Origin of the sequence: Alteromonas sp. H39 (assembly GCF_047556435.1) — a bacterium.
In the GTDB taxonomy this organism is placed as follows: domain Bacteria; phylum Pseudomonadota; class Gammaproteobacteria; order Enterobacterales; family Alteromonadaceae; genus Alteromonas.
In genome coordinates, this window is sequence record NZ_CP180210.1 from 2,522,642 (window position 1) to 2,543,206 (window position 20,565).

20 protein-coding genes are annotated in these 20,565 nt (G+C 49.3%); 14 read left to right on the forward strand and 6 right to left on the reverse strand.

Annotated features, from left to right (window positions below; genetic code table 11):
* Nucleotides 1–102 precede the first annotated feature (102 nt).
* Both ACLBLI_RS11100 and pyk read left to right on the forward strand, forming a co-directional pair.
* Entirely contained in the window at nucleotides 103–954 is an 852-nt protein-coding gene (locus ACLBLI_RS11100) for a MurR/RpiR family transcriptional regulator (RefSeq protein WP_414827679.1), read from the forward strand.
* Between the two features lie 239 nt (nucleotides 955–1,193).
* Complete coding sequence (gene pyk / locus ACLBLI_RS11105; RefSeq protein WP_414827680.1) at nucleotides 1,194–2,630, forward strand: pyruvate kinase; 1,437 nt, start codon at nucleotides 1,194–1,196, stop codon at nucleotides 2,628–2,630.
* A gap of 126 nt (nucleotides 2,631–2,756) precedes the next feature.
* Here the strand turns inward: pyk and ACLBLI_RS11110 are convergent, their stop codons facing one another.
* Both ACLBLI_RS11110 and ACLBLI_RS11115 read right to left on the reverse strand, forming a co-directional pair.
* Nucleotides 2,757–3,308 (reverse strand): NAD(P)H nitroreductase, encoded by a 552-nt coding sequence (locus tag ACLBLI_RS11110; protein WP_414827681.1) that lies wholly within the window; start codon nucleotides 3,306–3,308, stop codon nucleotides 2,757–2,759.
* 88 nt (nucleotides 3,309–3,396) lie between these two features.
* Nucleotides 3,397–4,011: a DoxX family membrane protein gene (locus ACLBLI_RS11115; protein ID WP_414827682.1), complete on the reverse strand. Its 615-nt coding sequence runs from the start codon at nucleotides 4,009–4,011 to the stop codon at nucleotides 3,397–3,399.
* A gap of 18 nt (nucleotides 4,012–4,029) precedes the next feature.
* Between ACLBLI_RS11115 and ACLBLI_RS11120 the strand changes: the two genes are divergently transcribed.
* The 4 genes from ACLBLI_RS11120 to ACLBLI_RS11135 all read left to right on the forward strand — a co-directional run bounded on the left by ACLBLI_RS11120 (nucleotide 4,030) and on the right by ACLBLI_RS11135 (nucleotide 8,521).
* Nucleotides 4,030–4,251 carry a hypothetical protein gene (locus ACLBLI_RS11120; RefSeq protein WP_414827683.1) on the forward strand — a complete coding sequence of 74 codons (222 nt, stop codon included), beginning with the start codon at nucleotides 4,030–4,032 and terminating at the stop codon, nucleotides 4,249–4,251.
* A gap of 113 nt (nucleotides 4,252–4,364) precedes the next feature.
* Nucleotides 4,365–6,227 (forward strand): signal peptide peptidase SppA, encoded by a 1,863-nt coding sequence (sppA, locus tag ACLBLI_RS11125; protein ID WP_414827684.1) that lies wholly within the window; start codon nucleotides 4,365–4,367, stop codon nucleotides 6,225–6,227.
* 3 nt (nucleotides 6,228–6,230) lie between these two features.
* Nucleotides 6,231–6,719: a SprT family zinc-dependent metalloprotease gene (locus ACLBLI_RS11130; RefSeq protein WP_414827685.1), complete on the forward strand. Its 489-nt coding sequence runs from the start codon at nucleotides 6,231–6,233 to the stop codon at nucleotides 6,717–6,719.
* Between the two features lie 176 nt (nucleotides 6,720–6,895).
* Nucleotides 6,896–8,521: an ABC-F family ATPase gene (locus tag ACLBLI_RS11135; protein ID WP_414827686.1), complete on the forward strand. Its 1,626-nt coding sequence runs from the start codon at nucleotides 6,896–6,898 to the stop codon at nucleotides 8,519–8,521.
* 57 nt (nucleotides 8,522–8,578) lie between these two features.
* Here ACLBLI_RS11135 and yfbV read toward each other — a convergent pair whose 3' ends face one another.
* Nucleotides 8,579–9,025 carry a terminus macrodomain insulation protein YfbV gene (gene yfbV / locus ACLBLI_RS11140; protein WP_414827687.1) on the reverse strand — a complete coding sequence of 149 codons (447 nt, stop codon included), beginning with the start codon at nucleotides 9,023–9,025 and terminating at the stop codon, nucleotides 8,579–8,581.
* A gap of 265 nt (nucleotides 9,026–9,290) precedes the next feature.
* Between yfbV and trxB the strand changes: the two genes are divergently transcribed.
* The 4 genes from trxB (at nucleotide 9,291) to infA (ending at nucleotide 12,054) form a co-directional block, all read left to right on the forward strand.
* Entirely contained in the window at nucleotides 9,291–10,253 is a 963-nt protein-coding gene (gene trxB / locus ACLBLI_RS11145; RefSeq protein WP_414827688.1) for a thioredoxin-disulfide reductase, read from the forward strand.
* A gap of 49 nt (nucleotides 10,254–10,302) precedes the next feature.
* Nucleotides 10,303–11,049 carry a leucyl/phenylalanyl-tRNA--protein transferase gene (gene aat, locus ACLBLI_RS11150; protein WP_414827689.1) on the forward strand — a complete coding sequence of 249 codons (747 nt, stop codon included), beginning with the start codon at nucleotides 10,303–10,305 and terminating at the stop codon, nucleotides 11,047–11,049.
* A complete protein-coding gene (locus ACLBLI_RS11155) occupies nucleotides 11,046–11,759 on the forward strand; it encodes an arginyltransferase (RefSeq protein WP_414827690.1) in 714 nt (237 codons plus the stop codon). Before aat ends, ACLBLI_RS11155 begins: the two co-directional genes overlap by 4 nt.
* A gap of 76 nt (nucleotides 11,760–11,835) precedes the next feature.
* Entirely contained in the window at nucleotides 11,836–12,054 is a 219-nt protein-coding gene (gene infA, locus ACLBLI_RS11160; protein ID WP_014949333.1) for a translation initiation factor IF-1, read from the forward strand.
* Between the two features lie 114 nt (nucleotides 12,055–12,168).
* Here infA and clpA read toward each other — a convergent pair whose 3' ends face one another.
* Nucleotides 12,169–14,445, reverse strand: coding sequence for an ATP-dependent Clp protease ATP-binding subunit ClpA (gene clpA, locus ACLBLI_RS11165; RefSeq protein ID WP_414827691.1), 2,277 nt, complete (start codon nucleotides 14,443–14,445; stop codon nucleotides 12,169–12,171).
* 27 nt (nucleotides 14,446–14,472) lie between these two features.
* Nucleotides 14,473–14,793, reverse strand: coding sequence for an ATP-dependent Clp protease adapter ClpS (clpS, locus tag ACLBLI_RS11170; protein WP_218310576.1), 321 nt, complete (start codon nucleotides 14,791–14,793; stop codon nucleotides 14,473–14,475).
* A 204-nt stretch (nucleotides 14,794–14,997) separates the two neighbouring features.
* Between clpS and cspD the strand changes: the two genes are divergently transcribed.
* Complete coding sequence (cspD, locus tag ACLBLI_RS11175) at nucleotides 14,998–15,216, forward strand: cold shock domain-containing protein CspD (protein ID WP_218310575.1); 219 nt, start codon at nucleotides 14,998–15,000, stop codon at nucleotides 15,214–15,216.
* A 175-nt stretch (nucleotides 15,217–15,391) separates the two neighbouring features.
* Here the strand turns inward: cspD and ACLBLI_RS11180 are convergent, their stop codons facing one another.
* Nucleotides 15,392–17,617, reverse strand: a complete 2,226-nt coding sequence (locus tag ACLBLI_RS11180; protein ID WP_414827692.1) for an NADP-dependent isocitrate dehydrogenase — start codon at nucleotides 17,615–17,617, stop codon at nucleotides 15,392–15,394.
* 419 nt (nucleotides 17,618–18,036) lie between these two features.
* Between ACLBLI_RS11180 and ACLBLI_RS11185 the strand changes: the two genes are divergently transcribed.
* The 3 genes from ACLBLI_RS11185 to hflD all read left to right on the forward strand — a co-directional run bounded on the left by ACLBLI_RS11185 (nucleotide 18,037) and on the right by hflD (nucleotide 20,558).
* On the forward strand, nucleotides 18,037–18,579 hold the full coding sequence (locus ACLBLI_RS11185) for an rRNA large subunit pseudouridine synthase E (protein WP_414827693.1): 543 nt from the start codon (nucleotides 18,037–18,039) through the stop codon (nucleotides 18,577–18,579).
* Nucleotides 18,580–18,867: 288 nt separating this feature from the next.
* On the forward strand, nucleotides 18,868–19,932 hold the full coding sequence (mnmA, locus tag ACLBLI_RS11190; protein WP_414830955.1) for a tRNA 2-thiouridine(34) synthase MnmA: 1,065 nt from the start codon (nucleotides 18,868–18,870) through the stop codon (nucleotides 19,930–19,932).
* The gene (gene hflD / locus ACLBLI_RS11195; protein WP_414827694.1) at nucleotides 19,932–20,558 is read left to right on the forward strand and encodes a high frequency lysogenization protein HflD; all 627 of its coding nucleotides are present in this window, start codon (nucleotides 19,932–19,934) and stop codon (nucleotides 20,556–20,558) included. Before mnmA ends, hflD begins: the two co-directional genes overlap by 1 nt.
* Nucleotides 20,559–20,565: the final 7 nt, after the last annotated feature.

The window sequence follows — 20,565 nt, forward strand, 5'->3', positions numbered from 1 at the left end:
AAAAATGTCAAAAAATTACATTTTTCTTGTCACCACTGTCACTTTCAGTAGACTATCTACCGAACAACGCGCACATAATACTCTACTAAACGCTATATCCGTATGAATATATTAGAAAAAATCACTCAAAATAAAGCTGTATTCAGTAAGTCAGAGCGCAAAGTAGCAGAAGTCATTCTGTCAAATCCGCAAACTGCCATCCATTCGAGTATAGCAACACTGGCAAAAATGTCGGATGTAAGCGAGCCCACCGTGAACCGGTTTTGTCGTCGTCTGGACACCAAAGGCTATCCCGACTTCAAACTGCACCTTGCGCAAAGCCTTGCAAATGGTACGCCTTATGTAAACCGCCACGTCGATGAGCAGGACGGCCCCGAAGAATATACGAATAAAATATTTGAATCGACCATGGCGTCGCTGGAAGTCGCAAGACAATCCATAGATGTTAACACCGTGAACCGGGTTGTCGACTTGCTTACTCAGGCACAGAAAATTTCCTTCTTTGGCCTCGGCGCTTCTGCCTCTGTTGCGCATGATGCACTGAATAAATTTTTTCGTTTCAATGTGCCGGTAGTTTATTTCGAAGATATTCTGATGCAGCGCATGAGCTGCATGAATTGCTCTGATGGTGATGTGGTAGTTTTGATTTCTCACACCGGCCGCACCAAAAGCCTGGTAGAAATCGCTCAGATTGCGCGCATGAATGATGCGACCGTAGTAGGTATTACTTCCGCCGACAGCCCTCTGGCTCAGGAGTGCAGCTACGTGCTGTCACTTGAAGTTCCTGAAGATACGGATATGTACATGCCAATGGCGAGCCGGATCGCGCAACTAACGCTAATTGACGTACTGGCTACGGGCTTTACGCTTCGCCGGGGTAATAAGTTCCGCGAAAATTTAAAGCGGGTGAAAGATACACTCCGCGGCTCGCGCTATGAAAAGCGCAACGAATAGCACAATGAAATTGTGAAAAAACGTCACCCTGGTGGCGTTTTTTTATACCTGCAAACTCAGCGCATAACGCCTATACTGGTAAGCGCAGTTAACATTTTATTCCCAAACATTCACATTTCTGTCAGATTCTACTAGTATTTTGTAATAAAATTACGAAAAGAGATTACAGCATGAGACAGACATGCAAAAATAATATCTCTGATTCAATCACCTAAACGACCAAGAGACTGCGAATTATTATGACCAGAAGAACGAAAATCCTTGCCACGTTAGGCCCAGCCACGGACTCGCTGGAAAAAATCCAGGCAATAATAAAGGCCGGTGCCAACGTGGTACGTATGAACTTCTCTCACGGCCAGGCTGAAGATCACATTGAACGCGCTAAGCGTGTGCGCGAAGCGGCCAAGAACTTAGGAAAGTACGTTGCGATTCTGGGCGATCTACAGGGACCGAAAATCCGGGTTGCCAGATTCAAAGACGGTTCAGTGATACTCAAGGAAGGCGCCAGTTTTATTCTTGACGCTGAAATGGGCAAAGAAGATGGTAATGCAGATGCGGTAGGTATTGATTATAAAGCCCTTCCGGATGATGTCGACGCTGGTGATATTCTGCTGCTTGACGACGGCCGTATTCAGCTTGAAGTAACCGCGGTAAAAGGCCGTCAGGTACATACCAAAGTGACTGTTCCCGGTAAGTTATCAAATAACAAAGGGATCAATCGTCAGGGTGGCGGCCTTTCAGCGGAAGCGTTAACAGAAAAAGACAAAGAAGACATAAAGACCGCAGCCAAAATTGGCGTTGACTACCTGGCGGTATCCTTTCCCCGCAGTGGCGCAGACTTAAATTATGCCCGCGAACTGGCACAGGCGGCAGGTTGTGACGCCATGATTTGCGCTAAGGTCGAACGTGCAGAGGCAGTGGCAACAGACGAAGCCATCGACGATATCATTAGTGCGTCCGACGCTGTCATGGTAGCTCGCGGCGATCTGGGGGTAGAAATTGGCGATGCCGAGTTGGTTGGCGTTCAGAAGAAACTGATTTCCCGTTCTCGTCAGCTTAATAAAGTTGTGATTACAGCAACCCAGATGATGGAGTCGATGATTGACAGTCCGATGCCGACCCGGGCGGAAGTGATGGACGTAGCTAACGCCGTACTGGATGGTACCGATGCGGTAATGCTAAGTGCAGAAACGGCGGCAGGTAATTACCCGGTAGAAACGGTAATGGCAATGGCGCGGGTATGCGAAGGAGCCGAAACGCACCCTAGCATCAAACTCTCCAAGCATCGCATGGACGATATTTTTTCCTCAGTCAGCGAGACGGTGGCCCTTTCCGCTGTTTACGCAGCCAACCACCTGCCCAGCATCCGCGCGATTGTTGGTCTGACAGAAAGTGGCAATACACCGAAACTGATGTCCCGTATTACTACGTCACTTCCTATCATTGCGTTATCGCGCCATGAACATACCTTAAACTCTATGGCGCTGTTTCGTGGTGTGAAACCGGTGTACTTCGACTCGCGCAACAGCGAACCGGGCCAGTTAAAACACGACGTAATGAATGCATTGAAAGCGCATGGGCTGGTGAAATCCGGCGACAGCGTCATTATGACGTACGGCGATGAAATGGAAAAAGTAGGTGCAACAAACGCACTGAAAATTGTGAATGTCGATTAGTTAGACTGGTATCACTAAAAAGGCGCCTGACGGCGCCTTTTTCTTTGTCTACGCGGTGTTGGCTTATAGCGGGAAACCACATGAAAAGAAAAATCTTCACTTGGCAACGTGTCAGGTTCCCCTCCCCTATGACCAGTGCTCGAAAAACGCATTGGAGTCACGTTTCGGCTTGCTCGCCCCCTCAATAGCCGGCGTTCCTAAATAAAGAAAACCAACGATTTCATCCTCTTCTGCCACATTCAGCGCGTCCCGCACCGTATCGCACTGTGCATAACTGCCGGTGCGCCATATGCCATTAAACCCTTGTGCCACTGCTGCCATTTGCATTGCCATCACAGCGCAGGATGCAGAAGCAATTTGCTCAACTCTGGGAACTTTTTCGTGCTCTGTATACTTGGCAATGGCCACAATGATCATCGGCGCTCGCTGGGTTAGCTGTGGCGCACGCTCAATCTCTTTTTCGGACTTATCATTATCGATAGCTGACTGCTCAAAAATAGCGCCCAGTTTCAACAGCCCCTTGTCCTGACAAACGATAAATCGCCACGGCGTCAGGCAGGCATGATCAGGCGCGCGAAGCGCAGCCTGCATAATGTTCTCTAATGCTTCACCGTCTGGTGCAGGGGCTTTCAGGCGCGGCTGGGAAGCCCGGTTTAATAACAATGACAACGCATCCACAAACAATCTCCTTGTCCTGCAGGTTTGGTAATAATGTGGTTTATCCTACGCACAGGTGCTCAAAAAGACCAGAACCAACAAGGCAAATTTACTCTGTTTTTTTTGCCAGAAAGCGAGCTAAAACGTCGTCTGCACTAACAAAACGCCCACCGCCGTAAAACAGCAGTACCGCCAGCATAATGAAATAGGTTGCAGCAAATTCTACACCGTTGTTCAGGATCACAAATTTACCTGAGCTGGTCAGCCACTGTATATCACCATGCTTTTCCAGCAGAGCATTTGCCGCAGCCAGTTTCTCGGGCGCCGCGAGTACCGACCCATCGAAGTAAACCGTGCCATCGGCAAACCAGCTGGAGGCATCGGCGATAGCCAGCCACCCGTGCTGGGCATGCACCGTGACCATGGCAACCAGCATTGTTATCATCAGGGGCACGGTAACGAGGCGAGTTCCCAGCCCAATCAACAACAATACTCCTCCCCCCAGTTCTGCTGCCGTCGCCAGCAACGCGAGCAGCTCAGGAAAAGGCAACCCCAGGCCCCACTCGGGGTTACCAAACCAATCCACAATATTGCCAAATGCAGTCGCTTTGCTCCAGCCAGCCTGGATCATTACCGGTGCCAAATAAAGACGAAGCAACAGCAAGGGGATGCCGTCTGCGTGACGCAATCCAGATATCGTTCCATAATAGACAGATGTCAGCATAACGTTCTCCTGGTATCAGTGACTGCTAATAAAGAACTCCCCAAGCACAAAAATCTTTCAACTAGACCGTCAACTGGCGGTAGAGCATCACCGCTTGCCCGCATTCTGGCAAGGGGGCATCAGAAAGTGAGCTATAAAAAAGAAAAAGGCAGGCTGCTGATGCAGTTTAGCGAGAAGGATCACCGGCGTATCGCACAACTTATTGCTAAATGGCTGGAAGATTCAGAAAATCAGAGGTAAGGTCCGATGCAGTGCGTGTTCAGGAATGATCACACTTCATTACAATTTTAATTCGCTATACCCTGCGGTTTGGATAACATACCGGGTAAATGACTCTGAGGTAACGAGATACTATGGCTGCCAACGGAAACTGGACGAAATCCTTATTTATTGGCCTATGGACGGTACTAAATTTTTGCCGGAAGCTGTTTTTTAACATCATATTTATCATCATATTTGTTGGTCTTCTTATTGTGATCATGCGCGAAGAAGATCCGCTGACGGTAAATGCTGACAGTGCACTGTATCTGAATTTGTACGGTACGCTGGTCATTGAAAAAGAAGCCGTCGATCCGTTTGAGCAATTCATGCAGGAAGCGTTCGGCGAAGAGCCGGAAAATCCGGAAGTGTTGGTGCGTGATGTGGTCAAGGTTATTGAGAATGCGCAACACGACAACCGAATCAAAGCACTGGTGCTGGACTTACAAGGGCTTACTGGCGGTGGCCTGGATAAGATGCGCACAATCGCAGAAGCGATAAACGAGTTCAAGCGTTCAGACAAACCCGTTTATGCAATTGGTGACTACTTTTCTCAGGACCAGTACTACCTAGCTGCCCATGCCGACAATGTGTATCTGAACCCCATGGGCGCACTTCTGCTTGAAGGCTATGGCCGTTATGGGTTGTACGTGAAAGACATGCTGGAAAAACTGAAGGTTACCACCCATATTTTCCGTGTGGGGACCTACAAGTCAGCGGTAGAACCTTTTATTCGCAACGACATGTCTGCTGCTGCCAAAGAGGCGAATAAAGAATGGCTGGATGCATACTGGGCACAATATAAAGCCGATGTCGCCGCCGCACGCAACATGGATGTCACCAATTTTGATGAAACCCTCCAGGGGCTGTTGGAAAAATTCAATGAAGCAGGCGCAGACTTTGCGACGTATGCATTAGAAAACGGCTGGGTAGACGCACTGAAAACCCGCGAAGAAGTTCGTCAGGAACTGGTGGCGCTGGTTGGGCCTGATGAAAACAAACTCGGGGTGAACCTCACGCCTTATTCGACATACCTGAAGGTCGTTAATCCACCGTTACCGCGCGTGCAGAATGATCTGGACAAAGTGGCCATCGTGGTTGCCAAAGGCACCATTTTAAATGGCAACCAGAAAGCCGGAACAATTGGCGGCGACAGCACAGCGCGCCTGCTGCGCAAAGCCAGACTGGACGATAACGTGAAAGCAGTGGTGCTGCAGGTTGACTCGCCGGGTGGCAGTTCATTTGGCTCGGAAATCATTCGTCAGGAAGTGCTTGAGCTGCAGGAGGCGGGTAAACCGGTCGTGGTCTCAATGAGTACCTATGCGGCTTCTGGTGGTTACTGGATCTCTGCTGATGCGGACAAGATCTACGCCTCGCCCAGCACCATTACCGGTTCCATTGGCGTGTTCGGCATGTTTATGACATACGAAAAAAGCCTCGATTACCTGGGTATTAACAATGATGGTGTCGGCTCTACCGAACTGACCGGACTGTCTCCTGCCCGCCCTCTGGCTCCTGAGTTCGGCCAGATTCTGCAAAATAACGTAGAAAGCAGCTACAACAACTTCATTACTATGGTCGCAGATGCCAGAGGCATGAACGTCGATGACGTTGACGATATTGCCCAGGGCCGCGTATGGATTGGTGAGACCGCGCTGAAGCTGGGTTTGGTTGACGAACTGGGCGATCTTAACGATGCAGTGATGTCTGCCGCCGATATTGCTGGTCTGGAAAAATACGACACCTTCTACGTCGAACATGACCTTTCTGCCCAGGAAATGTTCTGGAAAGAGTTCTTCGGCCAGGCCATGGTATGGGCTGCGAAATGGCAATTCTCACAATCAGATTCAGCCTTAATGGGCATGGTAAAAAGTGTGCTGAAAGAATTTGATACCATGCAGCAGCTTAACGACCCGATGGGCGTGTATATTTTATGTTTGCAATGTAACGTTAAATAACCCGTGTCACGGATAAGTCAATCAGAACGCGTTGCTGTAAAGCAGCGCGTTTCTGATCTCTACCACCATGCTGAAGGGTACTTTTCCCGCGCATTTGCCACGCCAGAGGTAACGTTCCGCCGTTCAGGGAGAAATGCGGGCACGGCGTTTCTGAACCAAAACCGCATAAATCTCAACAGCGCCTTGTTTATGGAAAACCGGGCCGCGTTTTTCTCCGAAGTCATTCCCCATGAAATCAGTCATCTTTTGGTCTGGCAGTTGTATGGTCGAGTGAAACCTCATGGAAAAGAATGGCAGCATATGATGGAGCAGGTATTCAACACCCCAGCCAGCGCTACTCACAGTTTTGATTTGTCACCGCTAAATCTCAAAACATTTCGCTATCGTTGCGGCTGCGATGTTATTGACCTGTCAATACGCCGGCATAATAAGATATTGAAAGGACAGCGCTATCTCTGTAAACGCTGCAACAACTACCTGACAGCTGAATAATTTTACAGCAGAAACCTTGCTTCAGGGCATGCCTTTAGCACGTGTCCACTTTGCGCAAGGTGACAAAAAGCTCAAAAATTCCTCGACTCCAGAGCCGCTTTTCTTTATATTGCGCGCCCCTGGCTTCGAACTTCGAAGCCATTTCTTTTTCTACAGATAAACGTCCTGGACTCGCTTTGATTACTACCGCCAATATCACAATGCAATTTGGCTCTAAGCCTTTGTTTGAAAATATCTCCGCCAAATTTGGTAACGGCAACCGTTATGGCCTGATCGGTGCGAATGGTTGCGGTAAATCCACTTTCATGAAAATTCTGAGCGGACACCTTGTACCGACCTCAGGAAATGTGTCAATGGCGCCCGGCACCAAGCTTGGGATCCTCAGTCAGGACCAGTTCGCGTTCGAGGAAGTGAGCGTTGTCGATGCGGTAATTATGGGCGACCGAGAGCTCTGGGAAGTGAAGCAGGAACGCGACGCGATTTACAGCAAAGCTGAAATGAGTGAAGAAGACGGTATGCGCGTGGCAGATCTTGAAACCCGTTTTGCAGAAATGGATGGCTACACTGCAGAAGCACGTGCCGGTGATATTCTTACCGCGGCCAGTATCGAAGAGCACTATCACTTCGGCCTGATGAAAGAAGTGGCACCTGGCAAAAAAGTGCGCGTATTACTGGCTCAGGCCCTGTTCGCCGAGCCAGACATCCTGCTTCTTGATGAGCCTACCAATAACCTGGATATCTATACGATCGAGTGGCTGGCGCAGGAGCTTAACAAACGCAAGTCTACGATGATCATCATTTCGCACGACCGCCACTTTCTGAACTCAGTGTGTACCCATATGGCAGACATTGATTACGGCGAACTGCGCATCTATCCGGGCAACTACGATGATTACGTGCAGGCTGCCATGATGGCGCAGGAACAGCTACATCAGGAAAATGCGAAAAAATCAGCGGAAATTGAAGAGTTACAGTCGTTTGTAGCACGCTTCTCAGCAAATGCGTCTAAAGCCAAACAGGCAACCTCCCGCGCAAGACGCCTGGAGAAAATTGAGCTTGCAGAAGTGAAAGCGTCCAGCCGACGCAAACCGTTCATCCAGTTCAAGCAGCATAAAAAACTCCATCGCCTGGCTGTCACACTCGAAGAAGTTGGTCACAGCTATCCGGATCTGCCACTTTTTGACAACGCCAATTTGTTGTTGGAAGCGGGCTCTCGTCTGGCCATCATTGGCGAAAACGGCGCAGGCAAAACCACGTTACTGAAGTGCCTGGTCAATGACCTGACGCCAAACCAAGGCGCGGTGAAATGGGCGGAAAACGCATCTGTGGGTTATATTCCCCAGGACAGCAGCAAAGATTTTGATTGTGACCTTACGCTGTTTGAATGGATGTCACAGTGGCGTAGTCCTAAGCATGATGACTTGCAGGTAAAAGGCATGCTGGGACGTCTGCTATTCGGCTCAGATGACTTCAACAAAAAAGTGAAAGTGTGCTCTGGTGGAGAAAAAAACCGCCTGCTGTTCGGCAAGCTGATGCTTCAGGATATCAACGTTCTGGTGATGGATGAACCCACCAATCACCTTGATATGGAATCCATTGAGGCGCTCAATAATGCGATATACAAATTTGATGGCACAGTTATCTTTGTCAGTCACGACAGGGAGTTTGTCTCATCGCTGGCTACGCAGGTAATTGAGATAAGAAACCAGGCCATTACCCACTTCGATGGGAATTATGAAGAATTTGTCGCACACTGTGAAGGATTGACGCAATCCTCGCAGCGGGTAGCCGCCAACGCCTGATATTTATCACAAAAAAACGCGCCAGTGGCGCGTTTTTTTAATGTGCATGCCTGCACATTAAAACCAGCTGCGCGTAAACACCTTATCAATGTCGTTAAAGGCAGTTTTTAACAACGCCGCAAGCTCTTTATAACGGGGGCGCGACTTTAGTGACTGAACCTGACAACCGTGGGTACGCATTTTAGAATGAATTTCATGGTACCAGTGTTTGAGTTGCGGTGGCAGCATCTGGTTGGAACGATGCCCAAGCCACAGCAAACCTTGTAACGGAAGACTCAGAAAAAACGCACCTATGGCAATCGCCTGAGGCAAATACTCTGCCCCAAACGTGTTCAGCATGGCGGCGCACGCCAGCACCGCCATTGGCGGCATCACCTTCACTGCCAGACGGGTAGCCGAGACCACACGACATTCCGGAAAATGCGCGTACAGTTCCTTTTTCACTGGCCAGGTCGTCATATAATCCTGCCCGTCACGGAAAAGTGTCATTACAGATTGTGCCATGCTCCACCTCACTTCTGTGCGCAAATGCCCACAGCTACACTATAACCAATATGCCGCATCAGGTGTATAACGTTTTTCTATAATACTCATTAAAACCGATTATAGCTCACCTTCTGTAAGTGACATAACTGCCAGATAAAGGCATCATATGACTATCCGGCGCAGGCTGGGACTTATCAACGCCTGTTGAAACCAGGAATTTTGCCCCAACCTAGCTGTTATCAAGAATTCGCCCAATCGGGCAACGACGTATTTGGAGAGAAAAATGGCAGAAAGCAGACATGTTCGTCTACTCATCTTGGGGTCCGGTCCGGCAGGCTATTCTGCTGCAGTGTATGCAGCCAGAGCCAACCTGGAACCCGTATTGCTGACAGGTATTCAGCAAGGCGGACAACTGACGACTACCACTGAAGTTGAAAACTGGCCCGGCGATCCTGAAGGACTGACAGGCCCTGACCTGATGGTTCGCATGCAAAAGCATGCAGAAAAATTCGACACAGAAATAGTTTTCGATCATATCAACAAAACTGACCTGTCAAAGCGTCCGTTCACGTTGTATGGCGATAATGGTACCTATACCTGTGATGCGCTTATCATTGCCACCGGTGCGTCAGCCAAGTATCTGGGCATGGAGTCTGAACAGGCATTTATGGGTAAAGGTGTGTCTGCCTGCGCGACCTGTGATGGTTTCTTCTACCGCAATCAGAAAGTGGCCGTTGTTGGCGGCGGAAACACCGCAGTAGAAGAAGCGCTTTATCTGTCTAATATTGCTTCTGAGGTCCATGTAATTCACCGTCGCGATGAGTTCCGAAGTGAAAAAATTCTTGAGCAACGCCTGCGTGACAAGGCGGAAAACGGCAACGTAACGCTGCATTTAAATCGCACCCTTGACGAGGTCATGGGCGATGAAATGGGCGTAACCAAAATTCGTATTAAAGATACCGACTCAGACAATACTGAAGAGCTGGATGTAATGGGTCTGTTCATTGCTATTGGCCACAAACCGAATACCGACATTTTTGACGGTCAGCTTGAAATGAAAGATGGTTATATTGTGGTAAACAGTGGCCTGAACGGCAATGCCACTCAAACCAGTGTTGAAGGCGTTTACGCTGCAGGCGATGTTAGCGACCATGTATATCGTCAGGCTATTACATCGGCCGGAACCGGCTGTATGGCCGCGCTGGATGCTGAAAAGTATCTTGATGGTCTGAAAATGGAACAATAAGCGATTAGCGAAGGTCGTCAGCGGCCTTCGCCATTCGTTCTCTCCTTTCATGATTGAATTGCCGTATCTCCACGAAGATACCCCATTCCCCCCGGTGGATGAGGCCTTAGATGAACCTAATGGCTTGCTTGCTTTCGGCGGTACACTTGACGTTAACCGGCTTTTCAACGCCTATTCTCAGGGCATATTTCCCTGGTTTAGTGACCAGGAGCCTATTTTATGGTGGTCACCAACGCCCCGGTCGATTATTCTGCCCGACGCGTTTCGCTGTTCAAAGAGCCTGCGTAAGCTGGCCCGCAAAGCGGTTTACGACGTCACTATGAATCACGCCTTCACCGATGTGATTAACGCCTGCGCCACGATTCCACGGGTTCACCCAGGTTCAGCACAGATGTCATCAGATACCTGGATAACGGAAGATATGCAACGCGCTTACATCAGGCTGCATCAGGCTGGTCTGGCCCACTCGGTTGAAGTGTGGGAAGGCAATGACCTGGTGGGGGGCTTATATGGTGTAGCCATAGGCGGGGTATTTTGCGGAGAGTCGATGTTTCACTTCAAAAGTAACACCTCCAAGCTGGCAATGCTGGCATTGGTCAATCACATGAAGGCGCATCAGCTGGCATTTATCGATTGCCAGCTACCCACGGAACACCTCACGTCTTTAGGTGCTGTCGAAGTCAGCCGGGACACATTTATCAGCAGACTCGCCGCACATAATCAGACGCTGGATGGATCTGGAAAGCTAAGTGACCAGTACAGGAAAGTATGGTCAAGGCAGGATATCACACCATGAGATTTGGCATTACCCAGGTATTTCCCTGTAGCTACCTTGCCAATCACCACGAACAACTTCTGGTCTTTGCTGAAGAAGATACCGACCTGGCGCTTCGCTACAGCCAGCTGATACAGGCAGGCTTCCGTCGCAGTGGCGAGCAGGTTTACCGGCCCCACTGCCCTCAATGCGATGCCTGTCAGTCGGTCAGAGTCCTGGTGAACGCCTTCACCCCGTCTCGCAGCCAAAAGCGCGTACTGGGGAAAAACCGGCATTTGCGTTCAGCGGTCTCTTACCAACCCGGGGAAGACTACTACCCGCTATACGAACACTACATTTGCGAACGGCACGCCGATGGCAGTATGTTCCCGCCATCGCGGGACCAGTTCAATAGCTTCATTGATTGCCAGTGGAAACAACCTGTCTTTATTGAGGCTTATGATGACGACAAACTGATTGCCGTTGCAGTCACGGACATGATTGATGATCGTGTCCGTCACACCGGTATGTCAGCGCTGTATACATTTTTCGACCCCGCATATGGGGACACCTCCATTGGTACCTGGATGATTTTGCAGCAGCTGCGTCACGCCAAAGCAATGGGCATGGATTATCTGTATTTAGGGTATCAGGTGGACGCCTGTCCAAAAATGGCGTATAAATCGCGTTTTCTGCCTCACGAACGTTTTTATCACAACAAATGGCATCGAATTGATAAAAAAACGGCCTAAACGCTTTACACTGCCGTCCGGATTGGTTACTGTCTGCGCGGCAAAAATTTTGACTTATTTGAGGTAACTGCTTTACATGGCGAAAGAAGATTGTATTGAAATGGAAGGAACGGTTCTGGATACCCTTCCAAACACTATGTTCCGCGTTGAGCTGGAAAACGGTCACGTTGTGACTGCGCACATCTCCGGTAAAATGCGTAAAAACTATATCCGGATCCTAACCGGTGACAAAGTGACTGTAGAGATGACACCATACGACCTGACCAAAGGCCGTATTGTGTATCGTGCAAGATAATACGCCAGTAAGCGGTCCCCGCTACAAAAAAAGCCCGATATTGCTATCGGGCTTTTTTGTTTTCAGTGTGTCGTCCTCAACCGGGATTGCACACAGGTGTCAGGAACGGCTGAATCAGTTCGATTCAGCTTCCTTTTTTTCTTCATTCACGCCGGTATAGCTGAACGTCAGCTTATCGTCATCAAAATCAACCTTCACATTGCCACCTTTGCTTAATTCACCGAACAGCAGTTCGTTGGCAAGTTCTTTTTTGATTTCATCTTTGATAAGCCGTGCCATTGGACGTGCGCCCATGGCTTTGTCATAGCCTTTCTCAGCAAGATACGCCCGTGCAGCAGAGGTAACCTCCAGTGACACACCTTTCACGTCCAGCTGCGCCTGAAGCTCGATTATGAACTTATCTACCACCTGCAGAATCACTTCCGCATCAAGATGGTTAAACCAGATAATCGCATCCAGCCGGTTACGGAATTCTGGTGAGAACACCTTGTTAATCTCGCTCAATGCATCGTGGCTGTGATCCTGCTGCTTAAAGCCAATAGACTTACGCACCGTCTCCTGCACACCCGCATTGGTTGTCATCACCAGCACCACATTGCGGAAGTCGACCTTACGACCGTTGTTATCTGTCAGCGTGCCGTGATCCATCACCTGCAACAGAATGTTGTAGATATCGCTATGGGCTTTTTCTATCTCATCGAGCAGTACCACTGAATACGGGTTCTTAATTACCGCATCCGTCAGCAATCCGCCCTGATCAAAGCCTACATAACCCGGAGGCGCACCAATCAGTCGGCTCACAGCGTGGCGTTCCATGTACTCAGACATGTCGAAACGTACCAGTTCAACACCCATGATCTTAGCCAGTTGCTGCGTCACCTCGGTCTTCCCTACCCCGGTAGGTCCGGCAAACATAAAGCTACCGATAGGTTTCTCTTCCTGTCCCAGTCCTGAACGCGACAGGTGAATAGCATCAGTTAAATTCTCAATCGCATCATCCTGACCAAACACCACCATTTTCAGGTTGCGGTTCAGGTTTTTCAGCTCTTCTTTGTCCGAAGCGGAAACAGATTTTTCAGGAATGCGAGCCATCTTGGCGATGATATGCTCAATGTCACTGACATTAATGGTTTTCTTTCGCTTAGATACAGGCAACAGGCGCTGGCTTGCACCGGCTTCGTCCATTACGTCAATCGCCTTATCCGGCAGGTGACGTTCATTGATGTATTTCGCAGAAAGTTCAGCGGCAGCCTGCAATGCTTTTTGGGTAAAGCGCACACTATGGTGCTCTTCATACCGAGACTTAAGCCCCTGCAGGATCTTAGTGGTGTCACCTACACTCGGTTCAACGACATCCACTTTCTGGAAGCGACGAGCCAGAGCGCGATCTTTTTCGAAGATCCCCTGGTATTCCTGATAGGTAGTAGAGCCAATGCAGCGAAGCTCTCCGCTACTCAGCTTCGGCTTCAACAGATTAGAGGCATCCATTACCCCACCTGATGCCGCTCCAGCTCCGATAATGGTGTGAATTTCGTCAATAAACAAAATCGCGTCTTTGTCTTTGCCGAGTTCTTTTAATATCGCTTTGAGGCGTTTCTCGAAATCGCCGCGATATTTAGTACCTGCCAGCAATCCGCCTAAGTCCAGCGAGTACACGGTACTGTCAGCAATGACTTCAGGCACATCCTCATTCACAATTCGATAGGCAAGCCCCTCGGCAATAGCGGTTTTACCCACGCCAGCCTCGCCCACTAACAGCGGATTGTTTTTGCGTCGACGGCATAGGATCTGAATGGTGCGTTCCAGTTCAGCATCGCGACCAATTAACGGGTCAATTTTACCGTCCTGCGCCTGCCTGTTCAGATCCGTAGCATATTTACTCAGTGCAGAACTGTTTTCATCACCTTCGCCGCCTTCTTCGGAAACGTCTGGCGACGCAGACTCTTCGTCGTCCATTTTACTGACGCCGTGACTGATATAATTCACCACGTCAAGACGGGTAACGTCGGCTTTCTTAAGAATATAAACCGCCTGCGACTCCTGTTCCGAGAAGATAGCGACCAGCACATTGGCGCCAGTGACTTCATCTTTTCCGGATGACTGAACGTGAAAAACCGCGCGCTGAAGCACGCGCTGGAAACCCAGCGTGGGCTGTGTCTCACGCTCTGTCGCCTGATCGTCCAGGATCAGCGGTGTGGTATCTTTAACAAATTCGATTAACTCGCTCTTGATAGCATCGATGTTCGCGCCGCACGCTTTTAGTGCATCGCGGGCCGCAGAATTGTCCAGCAATGCCAGAAGCAGGTGTTCTACGGTCATGAATTCATGGCGGTGCTCACGAGCAAACACGAATGCTTCATTTAACGTCTGCTCTAACTCTTTATTCAACATATTGCTCGCCCTCTAATAGTTTACCAACTACGCCTGCTCCATGGTGCACATAAGTGGATGATGGTGCTTACGTGCGTACTGATTGACCTGCATCACTTTGGTTTCTGCAATCTCTGCAGTAAATATGCCACAAACCGCCTTTCCCTGATAATGCACGGTGAGCATAATCTGATTGGCCTTCTCAGCATCCAAATTGAAAAAATGCATGAGTACTTCGACCACAAAATCCATTGGCGTGTAGTCGTCATTGTTTAACAACACTTTATACATCGGGGGCGGTTGCGTTTTTTTGCGCACCGCATCAATCTGCTTTTCCTTCTCGATACTGATTGCGTTGTCTTTGCTCATAATTTAATGATAGTGCCTTCGCCAGCAATGTCGCGGAATTTTTGCTAATTAATGAAATTACGAAAAATACCCTTGACATGGGATGGTTAAAAAATCTACAGTTTGACTATGGTTCTGTGAAGTGACGCACATGACCATTGTGCTCTCAATTTCTATTGTGGGGGCATACAAGTGTGAGTTCAAGGATTAAGAGGAAGTCGAAGTATGGCGGTTGGCAAAGTAAAGTGGTTTAACAACGCAAAAGGTTTCGGATTTATCGTTCCTGAAGATGGTGGTGAAGATATCTTTGCTCACTATTCTACAATTCAGATGGATGGTTATCGTTCGCTTAAAGCAGGTCAGGAGGTCACTTTTGACGTCCAGCAAGGGCCTAAAGGTCTTCATGCGGAAAACATCGGATTTGTAGACGAACCGGAGCGTTAATTCGAACTAATGATATCGAATTAACAAAAGGGTCTATTACTGTATGGCGGTCGGTAATGGGCCTTTTTTATACCTTGGTGTTTTGTCGCTCTTCCCGTCACTGTTTTGCCGGCAAGCAAAAAAGGTTAAAAAAAAGCCCGACATTTTGTCGGGCTTTTTATTTCTGGTAATCGCCTTACGCTTTCAGCACTTTGTGCAGCGTTTCACTTGGCGACATGGCTTTGGCCACTTTTTCCGTATCCGGGAAGTAATATCCGCCGATATCCTGCGGCTGTCCCTGCGTCGCATCGATTTCCGCGATGATGGTGTCAATGTCTGCTGTCAGCTTGTCAAACATCGGTTTAAACAGCTCTGCCAGTTCTTTGTCTTCTGTCTGATTAACCACTTCCTCAGCCCAGTACATTGCCAGATACACGTGGCTACCACGGTTATCCAGCTGACCAGCTTTACGCAGCGGAGACTTGCCGTTGTTCAGCAGGGTTTCCGTTGCGCGATCCAGCGCCTGTCCGATAATGCGGGCACGAGGGTTGTCGTGCTTGGTTGCTGCATCTTCCAGCGATACCGCCAGCGCCAGAAACTCACCCAGTGAATCCCAACGTAGGTGACCCTCTTCAACGAACTGCTGAACGTGCTTAGGCGCAGAACCACCAGCACCGGTCTCATACAGACCACCACCAGCCATAAGCGGTACAATTGACAGCATTTTAGCACTGGTACCCAGTTCCAGAATTGGGAACAGGTCAGTCAGGTAGTCACGCAGTACGTTACCGGTAACTGAAATCGTATCCAGTCCACGCATTGCACGCTCCATGCTGTAACGGATTGCGCGTACCGGTGACATGATTTGGATATCAAGGCCATTGGTATCGTGATCTTTCAGATACTTTTCGACTTTCTGGATAAGCTGTCTGTCGTGCGCGCGCTCGTCATCCAGCCAGAACACTGCCGGCATACCAGACTGACGCGAACGGGTTACGGCCAGCTTCACCCAATCCTGAATAGGCGCGTCTTTCGCCTGACACATACGCCAGATATCACCTTCTTCGACTTCATGCTCAATCAGAACGTTGCCATCCTGATCCACAATTTGTACGGTACCATCGGTTTCCATCTCGAACGTTTTGTCGTGCGAACCGTATTCTTCCGCTTTCTGCGCCATCAGACCAACGTTAGGCACAGTACCCATCGTCGTCGGATCGAATGCACCGTGGGTTTTACAGAAGTTAATCACTTCCTGATAAATCGTGGCATAGGTACTTTCCGGGATAACCGCTTTAGTATCGTGCGGCTTACCATCCGGCCCCCACATTTGACCTGAGTTTCGGATCATCGCTGGCATAGATGCATCAACAATGACATCCGACGGCACGTGCAGGTTAGAAATACCTTTGTCAGAGTTAACCATCGCAATTGGCGGACGGTCGGCGTAGCAAGCGTTGATGTCGCGCTGAATTTCAGAACGCTGCGATTCAGGCAGAGACGAAATTTTATCGTAAACGCTTCCCAGACCATTATTTGGGTTTACACCCAGCTCTTCAAACAAATCACCGTATTTGTCAAACAGCTCTTTATAGAACACTTTGACGCAGTGACCGAATACGATGGGGTGAGAAACCTTCATCATTGTCGCTTTTACATGCAGTGAGAACAAAATACCGGTGTTCTTGGCATCTTCAATCTGCTCTTCAAAGAATTTACAAAGCGCCTTTTTGCTCATGAACATGCCGTCAATCACTTCACCTGCAAGCAGGTCAACGCGAGGCTTCAGCGTTTTCTTCGAGCCATCTTTTCCAGTAAACTCAATGCTGACGTACCCTTCTTTTTCTACCGTGGTAGATTTTTCACTGGAGAAGAAATCGCCGCCACGCATGTGGGCAACGTGAGAACGCGACGCCTGGCTCCATTCGCCCATGCTGTGTGGATGTTTGCGAGCATAATTTTTAACTGCTGTTGGCGCACGGCGATCTGAGTTACCTTCACGCAGAACCGGGTTTACGGCGCTGCCTAAGATTTTACCGTAACGTTCACGAATGTCTTTTTCTTCATCCGTTTTTGGGTCTTCCGGAAATGACGGAACGTTGTAACCGGCGGCGTTAAGTTCTTTAATCGCTGCACGCAATTGAGGAATTGATGCACTGATATTAGGCAGCTTGATAATATTCGCATTGGGGTTTTGCGTGTAATCACCCAGCTCAGCCAGTGCATCCGCCACTTTTTGGTCGTCTTTCAGGTAGTCAGGAAAGTTAGCCAGAATACGGCCAGCCAGAGAGATATCACTGAGTTCTACGTCGATGTCAGCGGCACCAGCAAAGGTTTTAATAATCGGAAGAAACGAGTATGTCGCCAGCATTGGCGCTTCGTCGGTTTTGGTGTAGATGATTTTCGACTTGGCTTTGGTCATTATATACCTCAATGTTGTCGGTAGCTGACTACCTGAATTAAGTCCATTCGCGCATTGTTCACAACAATACGTATCTTACCGGCTCGCCCGGATTTACCGGAACGCCGTAATTAACTTTCACTATTACTGCCTGAACGCTTCCTCGACCGTTAGAAACGCTTCGACTTGCGGGGTCGAAATCGACGCGTGTCCGTCCAAAAAGCAGACACGATAATCCCAACGGATTAACCGCCGCGCTCAATAGTATAGGGTCGATTGAAGGAGTTACAAGTCATACCATTGTCGTAAGTGGAGAGATCACTTTACGATTGCTGCGAAATTCACCACCTTCCCTTCACGCTTGTACTTTTATTTCAGGGTTCGGTAAACCGTCACTTTCTGATACACTGCGCCCACACTCTGTGCCCCGGAAATCCCACATGTCCTCTACCGTCGTTTTGTTTAACAAACCGTTTCAGGTGCTTTCTCAGTTCACTGATGCTGAGGGGCGTAAAACCCTGAAGGACTTTATTGATATTCCGGATGTTTATGCCGCAGGAAGGTTAGACCGCGACTCAGAGGGCTTACTGGTACTCACCAATAACGGCAAACTTCAGCACAAGCTGGCAGATCCGGAAGCGAAAACCAGCAAAACCTACTGGGTGCAGGTAGAGGGCGAGCCCACCGATGACGCTATTAATGCCCTTCGTGAAGGTGTTGAACTGAAAGACGGCATGACGCAACCGGCAAAAGTGAAGCGAATGGCACCACCTGACGTCTGGCCGCGCACGCCACCTGTCAGATACCGACAACATATTCCCACTTCCTGGCTAGCCATCACCATCACTGAGGGACGCAACCGTCAGGTCAGACGAATGACGGCGCATGTTGGCTACCCTACCCTGAGGCTGATTCGTTACCGCGTGGGTAACTGGACGATTGACGGCATCGACAACGGCGGTTATCTGGCGTTCGAGCAGTAAATAGCAGTATCACAGCCTGACGTCTGCGCGTTTCGGAGTGTTCAGTATCTCGCCTGACGGTTAAAAGGCATCATCCAGCCTCTCTGGTTTAACCAACTGTGCAGAGGCAACTGTCGTGCAAATCTATTTCGTTTATCCGCTATAATTGGCATATCTCATAGCCGCATTAATCGTGAAACTCGGTAATTATTCTGCTAAAATCCGCGACCCTAAAGTAACCAACCAGAGAGTGTCGAGCAAACGGTGTCTGAAACAGCTTCTCCTGCAACGAAAAAAGTCATAGTCGGCATGTCCGGCGGTGTCGATTCTTCTGTCTCTGCCTACCTGTTAAAAGAACAGGGCTATCAGGTAGAGGGCCTGTTCATGAAAAACTGGGAGGAGGACGATAATGATGAATACTGTGCTGCAGCAGAGGATCTGAAAGACGCACAGGCAGTGGCTGACAAGCTGGGTATAGAGTTACACACCATTAATTTCGCGGCAGAATACTGGGATAACGTTTTCGAATATTTCCTCGAAGAATACAAAGCCGGTCGCACCCCCAACCCTGACATCATGTGCAATAAGGAAATCAAATTCAAAGCGTTTCTTGAATTTGCCGCAGAAGATCTGGGTGCTGATTATATCGCCACGGGGCATTATGTGCGACGCCGCCATCAGAACGACCGCTGGCAAATGCTGCGCGGTCTGGATAACAATAAAGACCAGAGTTATTTCCTTTATACACTTGGTGAAGAACATATTGCCAAAACCCTGTTTCCCGTCGGTGAGCTGGAAAAGCCGCTGGTGAGGAAAATCGCAGAAGATCAGGGATTGGTTACTCACGACAAGAAGGACTCTACCGGTATCTGTTTTATTGGCGAGCGTAAGTTCAAAGACTTTTTGTCACAGTACTTGCCCGCTCAGCCCGGTGTCATCGAAACCGCAGAAGGTGAAGAGATTGGCAAACATGAAGGGTTGATGTATCACACACTCGGTCAGCGCAAAGGCTTACATATCGGCGGACTGGCAGATTTCGGTGACGATCCCTGGTATGTCGTAGATAAAGACGTAGAGCGCAATGTATTAATTGTCGGCCAGGGCGCAGATCACCCTCGTTTATATTCTAAAGGCCTAATCGCAAAGCAGCTTCACTGGGTCGACCGCCAGCCACTGGAAACGCCGGTTCGTGCAGTCGTGAAAACCCGCTATCGACAGGCGGACATCCCCTGCACGATAACGCCTGTTGGTGACGATCAGGTGGAGGTGGTTTTTGACGAGCCACAAAAAGCGGTGACTCCCGGACAATCGGCAGTTTTTTATCAGGAAGAGGTCTGCCTGGGTGGCGGCATTATTGAGAGTTATATCCGCTGATGTTAGATCCGCAAATAGAAAAAGCGCTGGCGCTGGCGGGCGTCTGTCAGGCTGCGGCACTGGTCCAGCAACTGGCCCGCCGTGGCACCATTGATAAACAGGCGTGTGAAGCTTCACTGTCAAGCATTCTGGTGACCGACCCGGAAACCCCGCAACACGTTTTCGGAAAACTGAGTAATCTGGAAGTGGGCTACCGAACCCTGGTAGCGCAGTTATCTGATAAGTCAGCGACCAAAGATACCGAGCTGACCCGCTACATTGCGAGCATGCTTGGCCTTGAGCGTAAACTGGCTAAAAAGCAGGCCGCGCTGGGAGAACTGGGCGACCGCATTTCGCATGTTCAGCGCCAACTCGCCCACGTTGACTTTGACAATGTGCAAATCGTCTCTTCCCTTGCCAGTATTTACTCAGATATTGTCAGCCCGCTGGCACCGCGCATTCAGGTGGCAGGCAACCCGGACTACCTGGGTCAGCCGGTAAACCAACACCGTGTTAGGGCATTGCTGCTCGCAGGGGTTCGCTCTGCTGTCATGTGGCGTCAAATGGGCGGTAAGCGCAGACAAATCCTGTTTAACAGAAAAGATATTTTACATAGCGCTAAGCAGGCGCTGAGATTAATCAATTAGTTGAGGA

Coding starts and splice junctions, on each gene's coding strand:
- yfbV (WP_414827687.1), bottom strand. CDS start 9,025: ATGGCACAATCTGTAATGACACTTTTCCGTGACGGGCAGGATTATATG.
- pyk (WP_414827680.1), top strand. CDS start 1,194: ATGACCAGAAGAACGAAAATCCTTGCCACGTTAGGCCCAGCCACGGAC.
- ACLBLI_RS11100 (WP_414827679.1), top strand. CDS start 103: ATGAATATATTAGAAAAAATCACTCAAAATAAAGCTGTATTCAGTAAG.
- trxB (WP_414827688.1), top strand. CDS start 9,291: ATGGCAGAAAGCAGACATGTTCGTCTACTCATCTTGGGGTCCGGTCCG.
- ACLBLI_RS11180 (WP_414827692.1), bottom strand. CDS start 17,617: ATGACCAAAGCCAAGTCGAAAATCATCTACACCAAAACCGACGAAGCG.
- hflD (WP_414827694.1), top strand. CDS start 19,932: ATGTTAGATCCGCAAATAGAAAAAGCGCTGGCGCTGGCGGGCGTCTGT.
- sppA (WP_414827684.1), top strand. CDS start 4,365: ATGGCTGCCAACGGAAACTGGACGAAATCCTTATTTATTGGCCTATGG.
- infA (WP_014949333.1), top strand. CDS start 11,836: ATGGCGAAAGAAGATTGTATTGAAATGGAAGGAACGGTTCTGGATACC.
- clpS (WP_218310576.1), bottom strand. CDS start 14,793: ATGAGCAAAGACAACGCAATCAGTATCGAGAAGGAAAAGCAGATTGAT.
- clpA (WP_414827691.1), bottom strand. CDS start 14,445: ATGTTGAATAAAGAGTTAGAGCAGACGTTAAATGAAGCATTCGTGTTT.
- ACLBLI_RS11115 (WP_414827682.1), bottom strand. CDS start 4,011: ATGCTGACATCTGTCTATTATGGAACGATATCTGGATTGCGTCACGCA.
- mnmA (WP_414830955.1), top strand. CDS start 18,868: ATGTCCGGCGGTGTCGATTCTTCTGTCTCTGCCTACCTGTTAAAAGAA.
- cspD (WP_218310575.1), top strand. CDS start 14,998: ATGGCGGTTGGCAAAGTAAAGTGGTTTAACAACGCAAAAGGTTTCGGA.
- ACLBLI_RS11155 (WP_414827690.1), top strand. CDS start 11,046: ATGAGATTTGGCATTACCCAGGTATTTCCCTGTAGCTACCTTGCCAAT.
- aat (WP_414827689.1), top strand. CDS start 10,303: ATGATTGAATTGCCGTATCTCCACGAAGATACCCCATTCCCCCCGGTG.
- ACLBLI_RS11185 (WP_414827693.1), top strand. CDS start 18,037: ATGTCCTCTACCGTCGTTTTGTTTAACAAACCGTTTCAGGTGCTTTCT.